At 61.3% G+C, this 16731-nt stretch carries 15 protein-coding genes and 1 pseudogene; 8 read left to right on the top strand and 8 right to left on the bottom strand.

The annotated features are described in order from the left end of the window. Positions 1–1134: zinc ribbon domain-containing protein (locus CKO36_RS15880; RefSeq protein ID WP_200285548.1), on the top strand; the 1134-nt coding region annotated here is incomplete at its 5' end. A gap of 16 nt (positions 1135–1150) precedes the next feature. Here the strand turns inward: CKO36_RS15880 and CKO36_RS15875 are convergent. Both CKO36_RS15875 and CKO36_RS15870 read right to left on the bottom strand, forming a co-directional pair. Then, positions 1151–1741: a Maf family protein gene (locus CKO36_RS15875; protein ID WP_200285546.1), complete on the bottom strand. Its 591-nt coding sequence runs from the start codon at positions 1739–1741 to the stop codon at positions 1151–1153. Positions 1742–1765: 24 nt separating this feature from the next. Continuing rightward, the gene (locus tag CKO36_RS15870) at positions 1766–2203 is read right to left on the bottom strand and encodes a YcgN family cysteine cluster protein (RefSeq protein WP_275957861.1); all 438 of its coding nucleotides are present in this window, start codon (positions 2201–2203) and stop codon (positions 1766–1768) included. Positions 2204–2230: 27 nt separating this feature from the next. Here CKO36_RS15870 and CKO36_RS15865 point away from each other — a divergent pair, with 27 nt between their 5' ends. The 4 genes from CKO36_RS15865 (at position 2231) to CKO36_RS15850 (ending at position 5106) form a co-directional block, all read left to right on the top strand. Next, positions 2231–2779 (top strand): methylated-DNA--[protein]-cysteine S-methyltransferase, encoded by a 549-nt coding sequence (locus tag CKO36_RS15865; RefSeq protein WP_338053503.1) that lies wholly within the window; start codon positions 2231–2233, stop codon positions 2777–2779. 238 nt (positions 2780–3017) lie between these two features. Beyond that, positions 3018–3500 (top strand): YajQ family cyclic di-GMP-binding protein, encoded by a 483-nt coding sequence (locus CKO36_RS15860; protein WP_200285544.1) that lies wholly within the window; start codon positions 3018–3020, stop codon positions 3498–3500. Positions 3501–3531: 31 nt separating this feature from the next. Next, the gene (locus tag CKO36_RS15855) at positions 3532–4311 is read left to right on the top strand and encodes a DsbC family protein (protein ID WP_200285542.1); all 780 of its coding nucleotides are present in this window, start codon (positions 3532–3534) and stop codon (positions 4309–4311) included. 24 nt (positions 4312–4335) lie between these two features. Beyond that, positions 4336–5106 carry a PP2C family protein-serine/threonine phosphatase gene (locus CKO36_RS15850; protein ID WP_338053502.1) on the top strand — a complete coding sequence of 257 codons (771 nt, stop codon included), beginning with the start codon at positions 4336–4338 and terminating at the stop codon, positions 5104–5106. A gap of 22 nt (positions 5107–5128) precedes the next feature. Here the strand turns inward: CKO36_RS15850 and CKO36_RS15845 are convergent, their stop codons facing one another. The 4 genes from CKO36_RS15845 to CKO36_RS15830 are packed head-to-tail and all read right to left on the bottom strand — an operon-like array spanning position 5129 to position 9703. Beyond that, on the bottom strand, positions 5129–5812 hold the full coding sequence (locus tag CKO36_RS15845) for an exonuclease domain-containing protein (protein ID WP_200285540.1): 684 nt from the start codon (positions 5810–5812) through the stop codon (positions 5129–5131). Continuing rightward, the gene (locus CKO36_RS15840) at positions 5809–7677 is read right to left on the bottom strand and encodes a DUF294 nucleotidyltransferase-like domain-containing protein (protein ID WP_200285538.1); all 1869 of its coding nucleotides are present in this window, start codon (positions 7675–7677) and stop codon (positions 5809–5811) included. The genes CKO36_RS15845 and CKO36_RS15840 overlap by 4 nt, the downstream gene beginning before the upstream one ends. A 33-nt stretch (positions 7678–7710) precedes the next feature. Further along, positions 7711–9129 carry a PhoH family protein gene (locus CKO36_RS15835; RefSeq protein ID WP_200285536.1) on the bottom strand — a complete coding sequence of 473 codons (1419 nt, stop codon included), beginning with the start codon at positions 9127–9129 and terminating at the stop codon, positions 7711–7713. Positions 9130–9163: 34 nt separating this feature from the next. Next, the gene (locus CKO36_RS15830; RefSeq protein ID WP_200285535.1) at positions 9164–9703 is read right to left on the bottom strand and encodes a glycine cleavage system transcriptional repressor; all 540 of its coding nucleotides are present in this window, start codon (positions 9701–9703) and stop codon (positions 9164–9166) included. A gap of 225 nt (positions 9704–9928) precedes the next feature. Between CKO36_RS15830 and dapA the strand changes: the two genes are divergently transcribed. Then, a complete protein-coding gene (dapA, locus tag CKO36_RS15825; RefSeq protein ID WP_200285533.1) occupies positions 9929–10816 on the top strand; it encodes a 4-hydroxy-tetrahydrodipicolinate synthase in 888 nt (295 codons plus the stop codon). A 158-nt stretch (positions 10817–10974) separates the two neighbouring features. Further along, positions 10975–12189, top strand: coding sequence for an outer membrane protein assembly factor BamC (gene bamC, locus CKO36_RS15820; RefSeq protein WP_200285531.1), 1215 nt, complete (start codon positions 10975–10977; stop codon positions 12187–12189). 20 nt (positions 12190–12209) lie between these two features. Here the strand turns inward: bamC and cydC are convergent, their stop codons facing one another. Together cydC and cydD are read right to left on the bottom strand one after the other, a co-directional pair. Then, on the bottom strand, positions 12210–13946 hold the full coding sequence (gene cydC / locus CKO36_RS15815; protein ID WP_200285529.1) for a thiol reductant ABC exporter subunit CydC: 1737 nt from the start codon (positions 13944–13946) through the stop codon (positions 12210–12212). Next, a complete protein-coding gene (gene cydD / locus CKO36_RS15810) occupies positions 13943–15820 on the bottom strand; it encodes a thiol reductant ABC exporter subunit CydD (RefSeq protein ID WP_200285526.1) in 1878 nt (625 codons plus the stop codon). The genes cydC and cydD overlap by 4 nt, the downstream gene beginning before the upstream one ends. Positions 15821–16049: 229 nt before the next feature. Here cydD and CKO36_RS15805 point away from each other — a divergent pair. After that, positions 16050–16604, top strand: a pseudogene (locus CKO36_RS15805) (AAA family ATPase); the annotation flags it as partial. Positions 16605–16731: the final 127 nt, after the last annotated feature.

Here is a 16731-nt window from a genome sequence, read left to right as displayed (position 1 = left end):
GCCAAGGTCAAGGCGCGCCGCTGCATCTGGCGTCACACCCAGGATCAGGCTGAGCAAAAACGCCTGTTCACCGCGCTCAAGCGCAACGAATGGACAAGCGATCCCTACCTGTGCCGGATCATGCGTCGGGACTGGGCGCGCGGGCACAACCACACCCACAACCAAATCATCGTCCGCTCAGACAACTACACCACCTTCCAGTGCGGCGGGCGCACCTGGATCAAGATTCCCGGCCTCATCAAAGGCACTCGCATCGCCATCCCGCTCGATACCACCGTCGCGCCCACCGGCACGCTGCGGATCATCCTGAAAGATGATGATCGCATCGAGGTCCACACCACCATTGCGGTCGAGATCACCCAGGATTGCGGCACGCGCACCTTGGGCATCGACAAAGGCTACTCCGAGGCCCTGGTTGATTCCGACGGCGAACACCACGGCCCCGAGCTGGGAGCGGTGCTGACCAAGCAATCCGACACGCTCAAAGCCAAGTATCAGCACCGTTCCAAGCTGCACGCACTGGCCAAGAACAGCCGTAACCCGCGCAAGCGTGAGCACATTCGCCAGTTCAATCTCGGGCGCAAGACACTGAATCGACAGATAGACAACACCCATGCCCGCATCCGCGACCTGGTGTTCCAGTCGGTTCACAAGGTCGTCGACAAAGCCGCTGTGATCGCGGCGGAAGATTTAACCGCCCCGATGGCGGGCAAGTCCTTCGGCAAGCACGTCAATCGTCGGCTGGCAAGCTGGACGACAGGCGTCATTGCCGAAGCACTTGACAGTGTTTCAAGCCGTCGAGGTTCGACGGTCGTTCTGGTCAATCCGGCCTACACATCGCAAATGGATTCCCGCAACGGAGGCCTGCTGGGCCGCCGCCAAGGGGATCGGTTTCACTGTTTCGACGGGGTTGTGTTGCAGGCGGATCAGAACGCTGCGCAAAACGTGCTGGCACGGTTGTCCGACCCGGACATCGAGCGGTTCACGCCGTATCGAGCCGTGAAAGCGATCTTGCAAGCACGGACTGAGCGCCTCCGGTTGGGACTGCTCAACCAGGACTCCAGTTGCTCGCCCGGACAAAATCGGGTGCTATCAACGGAGGGCGAATGGCCGAATGAGCACTTTCGAGTATGAAATTCGGAGCAGTTGCTCAGTCCATCAGCACATCGACGCCTTCTTGCTCCAGCATGGTAATCAGTCGAATCAGTGGGAGTCCGATCAGGCTATTGGGATCCTCGCCCTGCAGACGGGTGAAGAGTGCGATACCCAGGCCTTCGGATTTGAAGGCGCCGGCGCAGTCGTAGGGGCGTTCGCGTTCGACATAGGTGGCAATTTTGGCGGCCGACAGCTGGCGAAACCAGACCCAAAAGGCGTCGCAATGGCTCTGCATCTGGCCGGTTGCGGTATTCAGCAGACAGAGCCCGGTCAGGAAGCAGGCTTGGCGCCCGCTGAGACGCTCCAGCTGGGCGATGGCGGCCTGATGACCACCTGGTTTGCCCAGCATGTGTCCGTCAAGGCTGACCACCTGATCGGAGCCAATGATCAGGCTGTCGGGATACTGTTCGGCCATGGCCTGCGCCTTGGCCTGCGCCAGCCGTTCGGTCAGAGCAGCCGGGGCTTCGCCTGGTTGCGCGGATTCATCCACGTCCGGGGCTAGAGCGCGGTAGTTAAGTCCCAGGCGGTCGAGCAGGGCGCGGCGGTATTGTGAACTGGACGCGAGTATGATGGTGGGTGTGGTCATGCTTGGCACGAAGAATGTGGTGTTTTAGCGCACCCAGTCGATCAGATGCATGAGCGGATCATCAGCATCGGTTTCGCTGATAATGCGCCCCAGGACTGAATGGCCGTTTTGTGCAACCGATGCGCTCGTGCCGGTGATCAATGGATGCCAGTCCGGCAATGGCTGACCCTCAGCTAGGCGTCGGTAGGCGCAGGTTTGAGGGAGCCAGTAGGGGTTCTCCAAGGTGTCGAGCCCAAGTGTCACGCAGTCTGGAACCCGGGTGGAGCGGTTGGGGTAATCCTGACAGCGACCGGTGTGATGATCGAGCAGAAAGCAGGCGACATTGCTGTAGTGAATCTCCCCGGTGTCTTCATCCTCAAATTTGTTCAGGCAGCATTTGGCGCAGCCATCGCACAGGGATTCCCATTGCGCGGCGCTCATAGCGTGCAGGGGCGTGGTCTGCCAAAAGGGCGGGGAAGTCAAACTGAATGAACCTCGGGTGAATGATCTGTGAAGCCGTCATTATCCAGCAATTCCGAGCCGCTGTGCTACTCAAGGCTTGATTCGCCGCTGGGTGTATTGCAACTGGGCTGGCGAGAACGGGTACTGGAGAGCCTGAGGTTGCCGGGTGATCCGCTGGTTGATCCAGAGTCTGACTGCGCTGACGAAGCGGCCTGGATGCCGGCGCCGGCGTGGCTTGAGCAGGAGTTGCAGGCGTATTTTCGTGATGCCCGCCATGTATTCGCTCTTCAGGTCGCCGTGACCGGGACGGCATTTCAGCAGCGCGTCTGGCAGCGACTGCGGCAGATTCCGCCGGGTCAGCTCTGCACCTATGGCGCCTTGGCCGCCGAGCTGAGCACCAGTGCGCGTGCGCTTGGTCAGGCCTGCCGTGCCAATCCTTGTCCAATTGTGGTGCCCTGTCATCGGGTGGTAGCCAAGACCGGGCTGGGGGGCTTTGCTGGAGCGACTCATCGTGATCTGTCCCAGAGGGCGAAGCTGGACATGAAAGCCTGGCTGCTGCGGCATGAGGGCGTCGCATTGGAAGCAAGGCACGCATGAAGGAAACGACGATCGCACTGGTGGAAACCTTCGCCGATGCGCTAGTGATCTGTCCACCACCCAGATTTACACCCATGTGGCTAAGGCCCGCTTACAGGCGCTGCATGAGCGTCATCACCCGCGTGCCTGATCATCCGGGGGGCCTGCGCCGGGACGGTGCGGACACTCTCGCTGTTGTGCCATTCTGTGGTAGCCTTTGGCCTTTCAATAGTTCTGGACGCGACTGGATGGGGGATTGATGCCGTCTTTTGATGTGGTTTCGGAAGCAGACATGCAGGAAGTCCGCAATGCTGTCGATCAGGCCAACCGCGAGATCGGCACGCGCTTTGACTTCAAAGGGGTGGAAGCGCGTTTTGAGTACTCGGAGAGCGCAATTGATTTGCACGCCGAGCAGGAATTCCAGCTCGGGCAGATGATGGATATTCTGCGCCAGAAGCTGGTCAAACGCTCGGTCGATCTTGCGGCTCTGGATGTGGAAGAGCCAGTGACCAGCTTGAATGCAGCGCGGCAGCATCTGGGCATCAAGCAGGGCATTGACTCCGACACCGCCAAACGCATGGTCAAGGCGCTGAAGGCCAGTAAGCTGAAAGTTCAGGCGCAGATCCAGGGCGATCAGCTGCGGGTCACCGGCAAGAAGCGTGATGACTTACAAGAGGCCATGGCCGTATTACGCGAGACCGACTGGAAGCGACCGCTCAAGTTCACCAATTTCCGCGATTAAACTTTAGATATTTCAAGCTGAGGATTTCCGCATGATAACAGCCCTGAAAACCCAGACCCGCAAGGCGCGTTGGCTATCGGCGGCCGTGATGGCCCCGCTGGCCGGCCTGGGGTTGACCCTGGTCGCCGCTGCGACCCTGGCCGCTGACGAGGCTGCAACCATTCGCGCGGCGCTGGCCAAGGTGTTACCCGACTATGAACCGACCTCGGTTAAACCTTCGGTGGTGGATGGTCTCTACCAGGTGGACATTGGCCCGCAGGTAATGTTCGTCACCGCCGATGGGCGCTTTTTGATCGACGGGGCCATTGTGGATCTCAAGACCCGCGAGAATATTGCCGAGGCGGCGCAGGCCGAGGCGCGGCAGCGGGTGATGGCCGGGGTGAAGGATGAAGATACAATTATTTTCCCCGCCAAGGATCCCAAGCATCAGATCACGGTGTTTACTGATATTGACTGCGGATATTGTCGCAAGCTGCATCATCATGTCGATGATTACAATGCCGAAGGCATCAGCGTGCGTTATCTGTTTTTCCCGCGCAGCGGCGTTGGCAGTCCGTCCTATGATAAAGCCGTGTCGGTCTGGTGCGCGGACGACCAGCAGGCAGCCATGACGGCGGCCAAGAATGGCGAGCAGGTGGCCAAGGCCAGTTGCGACAATCCGATCCAGGAGCAGATGGCGTTGGGCGGGGAACTCGGCGTGCGGGGTACTCCGGCGATTGTGCTGGAAAATGGCGAAATGGTTCCCGGTTATGTCGAGCCCAAGCGTCTGGCGGCTCTGCTGGAGGATGCCACCGATCAGGCATCCAACTAACTGAGAACACGACTGAGGTGCTCTGTGGCTGAGGAAACGCCTGCACTCGAGTTTGCCTGGCTTACGCATCGTGGCATGGTCCGCAAGGGGAATGAGGACTCGGTTGGCGTTCACCCTGAGTATCATCTGGCCATTGTGGCCGATGGTGTGGGTGGCGCCAGTGCGGGCGAAGTGGCCAGTCGCATGGCTGTCGATCTGATCGCCGAGCGTTTCATGAAGCGCACGCCCAGTCGGGTGGAGCCGCGTATTGCCATGCTGCTGACCGAGGCAGCCGTGGACGAAGCCAATGGCGCTATTCTGCGGCATGCCAAGCAAAAGCCCGAATGCTCAGGTATGGGCACCACCGTGGTGATGGGCTTTTTCGGTCAGGGCTGGATGGTGTGCGGCCATGTCGGGGATTCGCGCATGTACCGGCTGCGCGCCGGCGAACTGACCCAGTTGACCCGGGATCATTCCTTTATTCAGGAAGTGGTCGATCAGGGGTTTTTCCCCACCATTGCCGACGCGCGCGAATATGGCATTACCGACAATGTGCTGACTCGCGCCTTGGGGTCGGCTGCACATATCAAGGCCACCACGGCGACTGAGGATCTGCTCGAAGGGGATATTTACCTGCTGTGCTCTGATGGCCTCACCGGCATGGTGCCCTATGAGGAGTTGCACAATGTGCTGTCCGCCGCTGGAACCCTCGACACGGTGGCAGAAACCCTGATCAAGCTCGCCTGCAAGCGCGGCGGAGTGGACAACATCACGGTCGCTTTGGTGCGCGTCAATCAGGTGGAAACAGCAGACTAGGTGGCCGCAGCTTCTCAGGTCCTCAAGTCAGCAAATCGTGCAACAGCAGGGGCTTGCCGGTGTCGAGATAGGCGCTTTGGGCCAGGAATACTTGAGCGGTATTGAGCGCATCGCTGAGCGCATTGTGCGCCGGCATCTGGGGCAGATTGTATTGCCGGGCTAGTGCGTGCAGACGCACGTCATCGGGTCGATAGGCCTGCTGACGGCGCTCCAGGCTGCGCCTGGCTAGGGCCAAGGTATCCACCACGCGCAGCAGGGGTTCGTTGCCAAAGAGCTGCCGGCAGGCGGCGGCGAGAAAGCCGCGCTCAATGCGGGCATGATGGGCGAGCAACACCCGACCGCCAAGGGCGCGCAAACAGTCAGCCAGCACCTCGCGCAGCGGTTCCCCACGCGCGCTCTGATCGTCGGTGATCTGATGAATCACGGCACTGTCGGCTGAGATGGCCTGATCAATGCGCACCAGCCGATGCTGGGCGCCTTCCAGACGGATGCGGTTGCCGTCGATCGGTACCCAGCCAAAGCTGAGAATCTGGTCTTTGGCCGGATAGAGTCCGGTGGTTTCCAAATCCAGCGCCAGATAGTCGGTGTCGCGATAGTCGCGCTCACTGCGCGGCAGTGGGTGCGCATAGCAGTCGCGCAGCGGCCCGAAGGGCAGGTTATAGATAATCCAGCGCCGGCGGGCTTCGAGCAGAACGTCCTGTTTCATGCGAAGCGTCCCGCTTGATAACGCTGCCCGAGCGTCTCTTGCAGTGAGGCGATCAGGGCAAAGGCGTCCTTGAGATGGCCGCGCTCCAGCGCCGAGAGACGATCCGGGGCGAGGAAGTTGTCGGGCGGTTCATCGGCGCGCAGCTGATCGGCCTGATGCCGCACCCGCAGGGTGCCGATAAACTCCAGTGCATCGATCAGATTGGCGGCGCCATCGCGACTGAGCGCGGCGCTGCCGGCGACCATTTGTAAGCGTTCCAGACTGTTGACATCCGGGATGCCAGCGGACAGGGCATGCACCCGTGCCATGTCGATAATGGGTACGGTGCCACGGTGCTTGAGATCAAAGCTGTGGTCGTGCTCGCCCCCGCGTACCAGCACAAAGTTGCGGAAGAATCCCAGCGGCGGTCGGTGCTTAATGGCATTGGCGGCCATGTGGGCGATGAAAATCCGGTTCTCGCTGGTTTTGCGCAGGATGTCGCGTTGCAGGCTGGGGAACAGGTGTTCCGGGTCATGCAGGGCACGCAGATCGAAAAACACGCTGGCATTCAGCAGTGCTTGCGGCTGTGGGCGTTCGATCCAGTCGGAGAAGTACTGGCGCCAGGTGGCCAGGGGCTGGCGCCATTGCGGATTTGAGGCCATCACATCGCCGGGGCAATGAATAAAGCCACAGGCATTCATGCCATCGGTCACCCGGGTGGCGAGCGACTGAAAATAAGCGGCCTGTTCTGGCGTGGGGGTCTGGGCGAGCAGGAGTGCATTGTCCTGATCGGAATGCGCGGACTGCTCGCGCCGCGCCTGTGAGCCACCGACCATCCAGCAGTAAGGGAAGGGCGGGGGGCCCAGCTCGGCCTCGGCCAATTCCAGCAGACGCAGGTTGATGGCATCCGTGACCGCCGTGATGGCCTGACCCACCTGATCGGCCGTGGCGCTGGAGGCGACCAGATGAATCTGCACTTCCGGGATCTTGCGCGCGGTGGCGACCAGGGTTTTGAGGTCTTCGGCCTTGTGGATGTCGCCGACCAGATAGACTGCATTGGCACTCTGAAAGCGCACCAGATCGGAGGTGGAAATCACCCCGATCACGGCGCCGTCACGCAACACGGGCAAATGATGCACATTGAGCCGCGACATGGTAATCAGTGCCTGAAAGCCCAGGGTATCGGCCGAGGTGGTGTGCAGGGTGTGGGTCATGATTTCGCTGACCGGGCGCTGCGGCGACAGACCGGCGGCCAGGCAGCGGTCGCGCAGATCGCGCACCGTCAGCAGTCCGCGCAGCTGACCTTCCTCCATGACAATCAGCGATGAACAACGGCCCTCACTCATGATGCGCGCCGCTTGCTCAATGCTGGTTTCCGGGGGCGCGCTGACCAGATGCGCATTGATCAGATCGCGCACCCGCACCGTCATCAAGCTGGTGCCGGAGATGGGGCCGCGTTCCTTGATGCTGTCGAGCGCGCGGCGCAGGCGTTCCGAAACCGATTGATCGAAATGGGCGGCAAACTCAGGATGTTCCGCCCGCAGCTTGCTGAGCAGCTCGCAGGGCAGCAAATAGACCAGGGTATCTTCCGAGGCGGTGCCAAGAATGCTGTGCTGAATGCGTCGGTCATCACAAGCGCTGGGGGCCGTGTCGCCTTCGGCCAGCTTGCCGATCAGGTCGCCACTGCGATCACGCAATTCGATGGCACCGCTGCGCAGGATATAGAGCGCTGGTGTTTTTTCATCTTCCGGCGGGAAGCTGGAGCCGCGGCGCAGATAGCGCACCGTCAGACGCTTGGGCAAGGTCGCCAGCGTCGCCTCCGGCAGATTGTCAAACGGCGGATGACTGGCCAGAAAATCGCGGATTTCGATCAGCTCAATGTCCATAGCGGCAGTTCGGGTGTAGCAGAGAATCGGGCGTTACAGTTGTTCGGAGGCAAAATCCGCCAGCCGCGAGCGTTCGCCGCGCATCAGGGTGATATGGCCGCTGTGGTTCCAGTGCTTAAAGCGATCAACCACATAGGTCAGCCCGGAGCTGGTTTCAGTGAGATAGGGGGTATCGATTTGCGCGATATTGCCCAGACAGACGATCTTGGTGCCGGGGCCGGCGCGGGTGATCAGGGTCTTCATCTGCTTGGCGGTTAGATTCTGCGCCTCATCAAGGATGATGTATTTGTGCAGAAAGGTGCGCCCGCGCATGTAGTTGAGCGAGGAGATGCGAATGCGATTGCGCACCAAGTCGTTGGTGGCGGCGCGGCCCCATTCGCCGCCCTCGGTTTGGGTGAGCACTTCCAGATTGTCCATCAGGGCGCCCATCCAGGGAGCCATCTTTTCTTCCTCGGTGCCAGGCAGAAAGCCGATGTCCTCGCCCACCGGGACGGTGACCCGGGTCATGATGATCTCGCGGTAGATGCTGCGATCGAGCACTTGCGCCAGTCCGGCGGCCAGCGTCAGCAGGGTCTTGCCAGTGCCGGCACTGCCGAGCAGGGTGACGAAGTCGATCTCCGGGTTCATCAGCATGTTGAGTGCGAAGTTTTGTTCCGGATTGCGTGCGCAAATGCCCCAGACGTGATGACGCGGCAGGCTGTAGTCCTCGACCAGCTCGATGATGGCTTCCTGCTCGCTGCGTTTTTCGCGCACCATGGCCTCAAAGGGCGGATCCGCTTCCAGGGACAGGCACTCACCGGGAAACCACTCGCTCAGATGGGGTCCGGTGATGCGGTAGAAGGTGCGGCCTTCCTCTTTCCATGAATCGAGTGTTTTGGCGTGGTGCTCCCAGAAGTCCGCCGCCAGGGAGCGCCGACCGGTATAGAGCAGATCAACATCGTCGAGCACCTGATCGTTGGCATAGTCCTCGGCGGCAATGCCCAGCACGGTGGCCTTGATGCGCAGGTTGATGTCCTTGGAGACCAGAACGACCTGCATCTCTGCATGCTGTTCGCGCAGCTCCAGCGCGGCGGCCAGAATGTCGTTGTCGGCTTTGGTGCCGGGAAAATGAGCGGCCAGATGCGCGCTCAGCGGTTTGGTCTGGAAAAACAGCCGGCCGGCGGGGGGCGCAGCAATGGCGCGGGCAGAATCGCTGAGGGTGTGGATGGGTAGCCCGGCCTCAATGTCCTCGCGGCGCGCGTCCCGGATGAATTCATCGAGAAAACGGCTGGCCTGACGAGCATTGCGGGCGACTTCCGATAAGCCTTTTTTGCCGGCGTCGAGCTCCTCCAGCACCATCATGGGCAGAAACACATGATGCTCATGGAAGCGGAAGATCGCCGTGGGGTCGTGCATCAGCACATTGGTGTCGAGGACAAAGATGCAGAGTGTCTGGTTGTGTCGTTTTATCATAATGGCCTGATCACTCTGTTGGGTTAGGTGGCGTTTAGGCTTTTAGTGGTTCCAGCACGGCATCCAGGTTGAGTCCGTCGCAATAATCCATGAATTCCTCGCGCAGGGTGGCGATGTGCGTGTCTGCCGGGATGCCGACGGTCATGTGCACGGCGAACATCGGGGTGCCGGTATGAGCAGCGGCATAGGTGTTGGTCGCCATGTCCTCGATATTGATCCCACGATCGGAGAAGAATCCGGCCAGATTATGCACAATGCCCGGATGGTCCATGGCGACCACATCGACGGCATAGGGAATATTGTTACCACCGCGCTCGCGCTCGCCAGTACGTTTGCACGTGATGGTCAACTTGAGCTGGCGCTCCAACTCGGGAATCACGTTTTCGACTTTGGCCAGGGTGTTCCATTTCCCTTCGATCAGCAGGATGGCGGCAAAGTCGCCGCCCAGCACCGTCATGCGGCTGTCTTCGATGCTACAGCCCTGGTCAAGAATGGCTTTCGACAGTCGATCAACAATGCCGGGATGGTCTTCGCCAAGGGCGGAGATGACAAGAAAGGTTTTCTGCGTAGTCATAGCCTCGACGCTTGCGCTGGTAGTGGAAGTTTCGCTGTGACGTTTTGATGTAAGAATTGAGCGGTTTTCTGAGTTTAACACGCTCATGCGCCGGCAAGCAGTGCGAAGCCTTCTTGCCAGGGATCAAAACCAGGCGCTACCATCGCGATTTTAGACAACTGGGGAGCAAGCATCGCACCGCCGCATGCCTGGTCGCGCGATGGTCCCGCTGATGGAGCAATTCTAATGAAGCAGATGCGCGGCAGCATTGTGGCCCTGGTGACGCCCATGACGCCATCAGGAGCCGTGGATGAGCAGTCCCTGCGGCAGTTGGTGGACTGGCATGTCGAGTCCGGCACGGTTGCCCTGGTGTCCGTGGGCACCACCGGAGAGTCGGCCACCCTGGACGAGGCGGAACACTGCGAGGTGATCGCCAAGACACTGGAACTGGCCGCCGGGCGCATTCCGGTGATTGCCGGCACGGGGGCGAACTCAACCACTGAGGCGATTCGTCTCACCCGCTGTGCGCAGGAGGCCGGCGCGGACGCGGCGCTGCTGGTGACGCCCTACTACAACAAGCCCACCCAGGAAGGCCTGTATCAGCACCACAAAGCCGTCGCTGAGGCCGTGGATCTGCCCCAGTGGCTCTATAACGTCCCGGGGCGCACCGCCTGCGACCTGCTGCCGGAGACGGTGGCGCGCCTGGCTGAGATTCCCAACATTGTCGGGCTGAAGGACGCCACCGGCGATCTCAGCCGGGTCGAGCGGTTGCGGGCGCTCTGTGGCGCAGATTTTCTGCTCTACAGTGGTGATGATGGCACCGGCTGCGAGTTCATGCTCGCCGGTGGCGATGGCGTCATTTCAGTCACCACGAATGTGGTGCCGGCACGCATGCAGGCGATGTGCGCTGCTGCGCTCGCCGGTGATGCCCGAACCGCCCGCGAGCTGAATGCTGCGCTCGATCCGCTGCATCAGGGGCTCTTTGTTGAGTCCAATCCGATTCCGGTCAAATGGGCGCTGACCGAGATGGGACTGTGCCAGCCGGGGATTCGCCTGCCGCTGACCTGGCTCTCGGCACAACATCATGAGCGCCTGCGCGGGCTGCTGTGGGATCTCGGCTGCATTTCCGACTGATGGGGCTGGTCGGCCGCCTGGCACTGCCCGGCCACCAGCGGGGCGACTGTGCCCTGGCGCCGGTTATGGGGTACACTCGTGCCTTTGCTCGGTCGGGCGCCTGCCATCTGTGCGGCGCGCTCTGCGACTGTTGCGTTCATCTGGGGTAGCCAATCGCCATGAGCGTCGAAATTGAAGCCAAGCTAATGGAAGCCAAACTTTTAGACTCGGATCTGCGCACCGGCTGGCGCTCATCCTATCGGCTGGCCGGAAGCCTGGTGGCCGTGTCGCTGATCGCCGGCTGTGGCTCCGGACCCAAGCTGGATAAATATCTGCCGGACCGGACGCTGGAATATAAAAAGCAGCGCGAGGCCTCGGAAAATCTGGTGCTCCCGCCGGATTTGACGGCTGCGAGCTTCGATGATGCGCTCGATATTCCGCCGGCCAGCGGGGTCACTACCTATTCCGAATACAGCGGCACGCGCGAGCGCCGCCAGCGGGTGGCTGGCAGCGGCGAGGTGTTGCCAAGCGTGGCAGGTGTTGAACTAGAGCGCTCCGGAGATAAACGCTGGCTGCTGATTGATCAAACCCCGCAGCTGGTGTGGCCACAGGTGGTGGCCTTCTGGCGTCAGCAGGGCATTTTGCTGGTCGAGCAGGAACCGGCCATCGGGGTGATGAAGACCGACTGGATTGAAAATCGCGCCGAGATTCGCCAGGACATCGTTACCAAGATGTTCAGCAAGGTGGTCGATGGTCTCTACAGTACCTCCACCCGCGATCAGTATCGGGTGCGCATCGAAGCGGGTCCGCGTGCTGGCACCACCGAAGTGTACCTCTCACATCGTGCCATGGAAGAGCGCCTGGTGCGCAACACCCTGGGCGAGGAGGCCAACACCGTATGGGAGCCGGCGCCCAGTGATCCGGGCAAGGAAGTGGCCATGCTGCGGCGTCTGATGCTGTCCCTGGGGGTCTCGGATCAGCAGGCGCGCCGCATGTTGGCGCAGCAGGGATCGAGCACGCCTGCGCGCAGTGCGCGTCTGGAGCAGGGCGCCGGCGGCGCGCTTATCGTCTCCGAACCCTTCCGCCAGGCCTGGCGTCAGATCGGTCTGGCACTGGATCGCAGTGGCTTCGCAGTCGAAGATCGCAATCGCGCCGAAGGGGTATTCTTTGTCCGCTACGATGATCCCAACAAGCGCCAGGATAAGAAAAAAGGCCTGGGCGCGCGCTTGGCCTTCTGGAAGAAAGACCAGGATCTCGGCGTTAAGCAATATCAGGTGCGCCTGAACGAAACCCAGGGCGAAACCCGGGTGACCGTCCATGACGCCAATGGCCAGCGCGATACCTCAGCGACAGGCGCACGCATTCTGAGCCTGTTGAACGAAGAAATGCGCTGATAGGATCATTGACATGCTCATTATTCCGGCGTATCGGCATTAAACCCCAGCAAGCGCGGATAGAGCGATCCATTCAGCAGTTCCTGATGGCTGCCGCGCTCGGCAATCCGCCCTTGATCGAGCACCAGGATCTCATCCATGCGCGCCAGTGCAATGGGTCGGTGAGTAATCAGCAGGGTGCTGCGACCAATCATGATCTGATCAATCGCCTGCATCAGCGCCTGTTCGGTGGGGCCGTCGAGGCCCTCGGTGGGTTCATCCAGCAACAGGATGGGGGCATCTTTCAGCAGGGCGCGGGCGATAGCGATGCGTCGGGCTTGACCACCGGACAGGCGCACGCCGGTTTCCCCAACCCAGGTGTCATAGCCCTCGGGCAGCGCAGCGATGAAGTCGTGAATCTGTGCGGTGCGGCAGGCGTCTTGCAGCGTGGCTTCGCTCGCCTCGGGCGCGGCGAGTCGCAGATTATCGCGAATGCTGGTATTGAACAGATGCGTGTGCTGTGACATCAAGGCCAGATGGCGGCGCAGTTCCTCGCCCTGGAGTTCATTGAGCGGGACGCCACCCAGTTCGATGCGGCCGCTATCCGGCAGCCAGAAGCGCAGCAGCAGACTGAATAGGGTTGTTTTGCCACTACCGGTTGGTCCGACGATGGCGAGGCGCTTGCCGGCCGGAAGCTCGAAGCTGAAATCGCTCAGCGCGTCGCGCTCGGCCTGCGGATAGCGAAAGTGAAGTTCGCGCACGCTGAGATCAAAGTGCTGGGGATGGCGCGCCGGACCGGTGGGTTCAGGGGCCGCCGGGGTGGTGTCGACAATTTCAAATAGGCGCCGGGCGGCGGTCAGGGTGCTCTCCAGCTGCTGAAAGGCCAATGGCAGCGGGGCCACAGCCTCAAAGCTGGCCAAGGCCAGCAGCGCCAGCATGGCCAACTGGGGCGGGGCCAGGGTGCCTTGCTGGAGCAGCGGCAGACCCAGCCAGATGGCCAGCCACAGCGCCAGATTGGCGCACAGGCCCACGCCGCCCTGGGCCAGGCCAGCCAGGCGGCTCATGCGATCCTGGGCGTCAATCAGCTCGGCACTCAGTGCATCCAGGCGGCGGGCATGGGTGTCAGCGGCACCAAATACCAGCAATTCAGACAGCCCCTGGGTGCCATCAATGACGGTTTGGCGCAGCTGGGCTTCGGTCTCGACCAGTTGGCGTCCGGGGGTGCGACCCAGGTGGCGGCTGGCGGTGGGTAGGGCCACACCCGCCAGCAGCAGGAGTAGCAGCAGACTGAGCGCCAGGCGCAGATCATAGACAGCGGTAAAGACAAAAAATCCCAGGGTGGCGCTGATCGCGACCAGCACTGGAATCAGCACCCGCACATAGAAATTGTCCAGTGCATCGATATCGGCGCGGATGCGGCTCAGCAGATCGCCGCTGTGAAATTCCTGCAGGCGCGCCGGAGCCAGGGGTTCGAGATGGCTGTAGAACCACAGGCGCAGTCCGGAGAGCTGGCGCAGCGTGGCCTCGTGGGAGACCAGACGTTCCAGATAGCGTCCGCCGGTGCGTGCCACGGCGCTGGCGCGGATCAGAGTGGCCGGGGTGAAGTAATTCATCGCCACACCGCCGACACCCGCCACCGCCATGGCGGTGATGAACCAGCCGGAAATGGCCAGCAGCGTGACATTGGCCAGCAGGGTGATGAATGCAATCAGATACCCCGCACCGATCCAGTGGCGGTAGGGTTTGAACAGCTGCCATAGGCGCAGGAGTTCTTTCATGACGTGGCTCCAGACGCGTTTGACGGATGAGGCAGCGAATCCAGCGTTCCCTGAGCCATGCGCGCGTAATGACCGCACTGGGCTAGGAGTTCATCATGGGTACCCTGTTCGGCGATGCGCCCGCCGACCAGCACCAGAATGCAATCGGCCTGGCGCACGGTGGCAAGCCGGTGGGCAATGATCAGCATACCGCGATCGCGCGCCAGCGCGTCAATGCCGGCCTGCACCAGGGCCTCATTGGCTGGATCCAGGCTAGCGGTGGCCTCATCAAGAATCACCAGACGCGCATCGCGCAGAAAAGCGCGGGCCAATGCGATGCGCTGGATTTGACCACCTGAGAGGCCGACGCCTTGTTCGCCAACCCGGGTGTGATAGCCCTCGGGCAGTTGGTCAATAAACTCCGCCGCTTGGGCGCGTCGGGCGGCGGCTATGCTGTCCTCCAGGCTGGCCTCGGGCGCGCCCAGGCGAATATTATCGAGCACACTGCCCTGAAACAGTCGCGGACGCTGCGGTAGCCAGGCCAACCGGCGGCGCCAGTCGTTCAGGTCGAGGTCAGCCAGCGCGAGGTCATCAATCAGAATCCGTCCCGCATCGGGCTGACCAAAGCCGAGCAGCAGATTGGCGATGGTGGTTTTGCCGGCGCCACTGGGGCCGACCAGAGCGACGCGTTCGCCGGGATTCATGACAAAGTTGGCACCGGCGAGTGCCGGGCGTCCGGCTTCGTAGGCAAAGTGTACGTCCTCAAAGCGAATGGCCAGGGGGCTGTCACTGGCTAGGCATTGACCAGAGGATGCTGCGGATGCAGCGCCGATCATCGGGCGCTCGGGCAAGGGGGTGGCGAGAATTTCGGCCAGGCGCTCAGCAGCGGCAATGGCTTCCAGACGTCCGTGATAGTGGGTGCCCAGGTTGCGTAAGGGCAGAAAAAACTCCGGTGCCAGCAGCAGAATGAAAAAGCCGTTCAGAAAGCTGATCTCCGGCGGGGCCATGGCCTCGGGCAGCGGCAGATCGAGCTGATAGAGGCGAAAACCGATAAAGACCGCAATAATGGCAATGCCCAGGGTGGAGAAGAACTCCAACACCGCCGAGGACAGGAAGGCCACCCGCAGCACCTCCATGGTGCGGCGGCGGTAATCCTCCGAGATTTCTGCAATCACCCGCGCCTCGCGGCGACTGGCATTGAACAGCTTGAGCGTGGTCAGCCCCTGAATCACATCGAGAAAATGCGCCCCCATGCGTGCCAGCGATTTCCACTGCTGCTGATTGATGGCCTCGACCCGGGTGCCGATCAGGATCATGAAGATCGGAATCAGCGGTGCAGTCAGCGCCATCACCAGACTGGAGAGCCAGTCGAGGGGCGCGACCACCACCAGGATCGCCAGTGGCAGCAGCATGGTAATGGCCATGGCCGGCAGATAGCGGGCAAAGTAGGCTTCCAGCGCCTCAATCCCTTTGGTCAGATCCTCGGCCAAGGCCCCGCTGCGCTGACCCGACATCCATTGCGGCCCAATAGCTTGGATGTGACGGTAGACGCGATCGCGCAGATGGCGCTTGACGCCGGCGGCGGCGCGAAAGGCGGTTTGCTCGCCCGCCCAACTCAGCAGCGCGCGCAGGGCAAAGAGCCCCAGCAACGGCAGCATCCAGGGCGTCAGGGTCGCGCGATCAGCGCCCTCGAAGACAAAGGCGTTGACCACATGGGCAAGGATCCAGGCCTGAGCGATCAGCAGCGCACCGCTGCCCAGGTGCATAGCAATCGCAAGGCGCAGGTAGCTGCCGGTCAGCGGCTTGTGACGATCAAGAAACTGCTTGGCTTGGTGCTTGCTGTCAGCTTTGGGGCGCTTGGTGGGCGGTGAGTCTGGTACAGCCGGAGTCGGCATGGGGGGCGTTTCGGGCGGCACGGGTGTGGATGCTTGGTCATCTGGTGATTAAGCCGCATCCTAGCCGATGCTGGCCATAAAGTCTCGCACCTCTTGTCGCTTGGCAGCGCTGACCATTGTCGCTTATCAGTTCCGGCCATCGACTTTCTTCTGCTGTTGTTGGATGATCTCTTCCAGCTACAGCCTCCGTCCAGTTCCGTCCAGCCACCGCATTCGCACGGTCGCGATCATGTCACGTCGCAAACTGCCCATTGGCATACAGACCTTCGCCAAGATGCGCGAGGAAGGCTATTACTATGTCGATAAGACCGGCTTCATTGCCCGGTTAATCGACGAGGGCAGCTTTTATTTCCTCTCGCGACCGCGCCGCTTTGGCAAATCCCTGTTGATCGATACCATTGGCGAGCTGTTTGCCGGCAACGAGGCGCTGTTTCGCGGGCTGGCGATTCATCCTGACTGGGACTGGTCGCTGCGCTATCCGGTGATTCGGATTAGCTTTGGCGGCGGCGTGGTGCGCTCATGCGAGCAGTTGGAGCAACGCATCCGAGCGCAGCTCAGACGTAATCTCGAAGCGCTGCATCTGACCTGCCCGGATCCGTCGGACAGCATTGGCTGTTTCGAGTGGCTGATTGAACAGGCGCATCGCATCAACGGGCGGCGTACCGTGGTGCTGGTGGACGAATACGACAAACCCATTCTCGACAACCTGACCCGCCCGGAACTGGCGCGTGAGTTGCGCGACGGGCTGCGCAATCTCTACTCGGTGATCAAAGATTGCGAGGCTGGGTGCTACCTTTCAATAATGTCCTTAGCAAGGCTGAGCACCGAACTGATCGATCTTGTCCCAGAATTGCGCCCAGCGTCCGGTCGACTGAACCAATGCACGTAAGCTCAAAACAATCTTGGCGCCC

The organism is Rhabdochromatium marinum (genome assembly GCF_016583795.1).
Lineage (GTDB): Bacteria > Pseudomonadota > Gammaproteobacteria > Chromatiales > Chromatiaceae > Rhabdochromatium > Rhabdochromatium marinum.
This window is presented reverse-complemented; position numbering and strand designations above follow the sequence as displayed.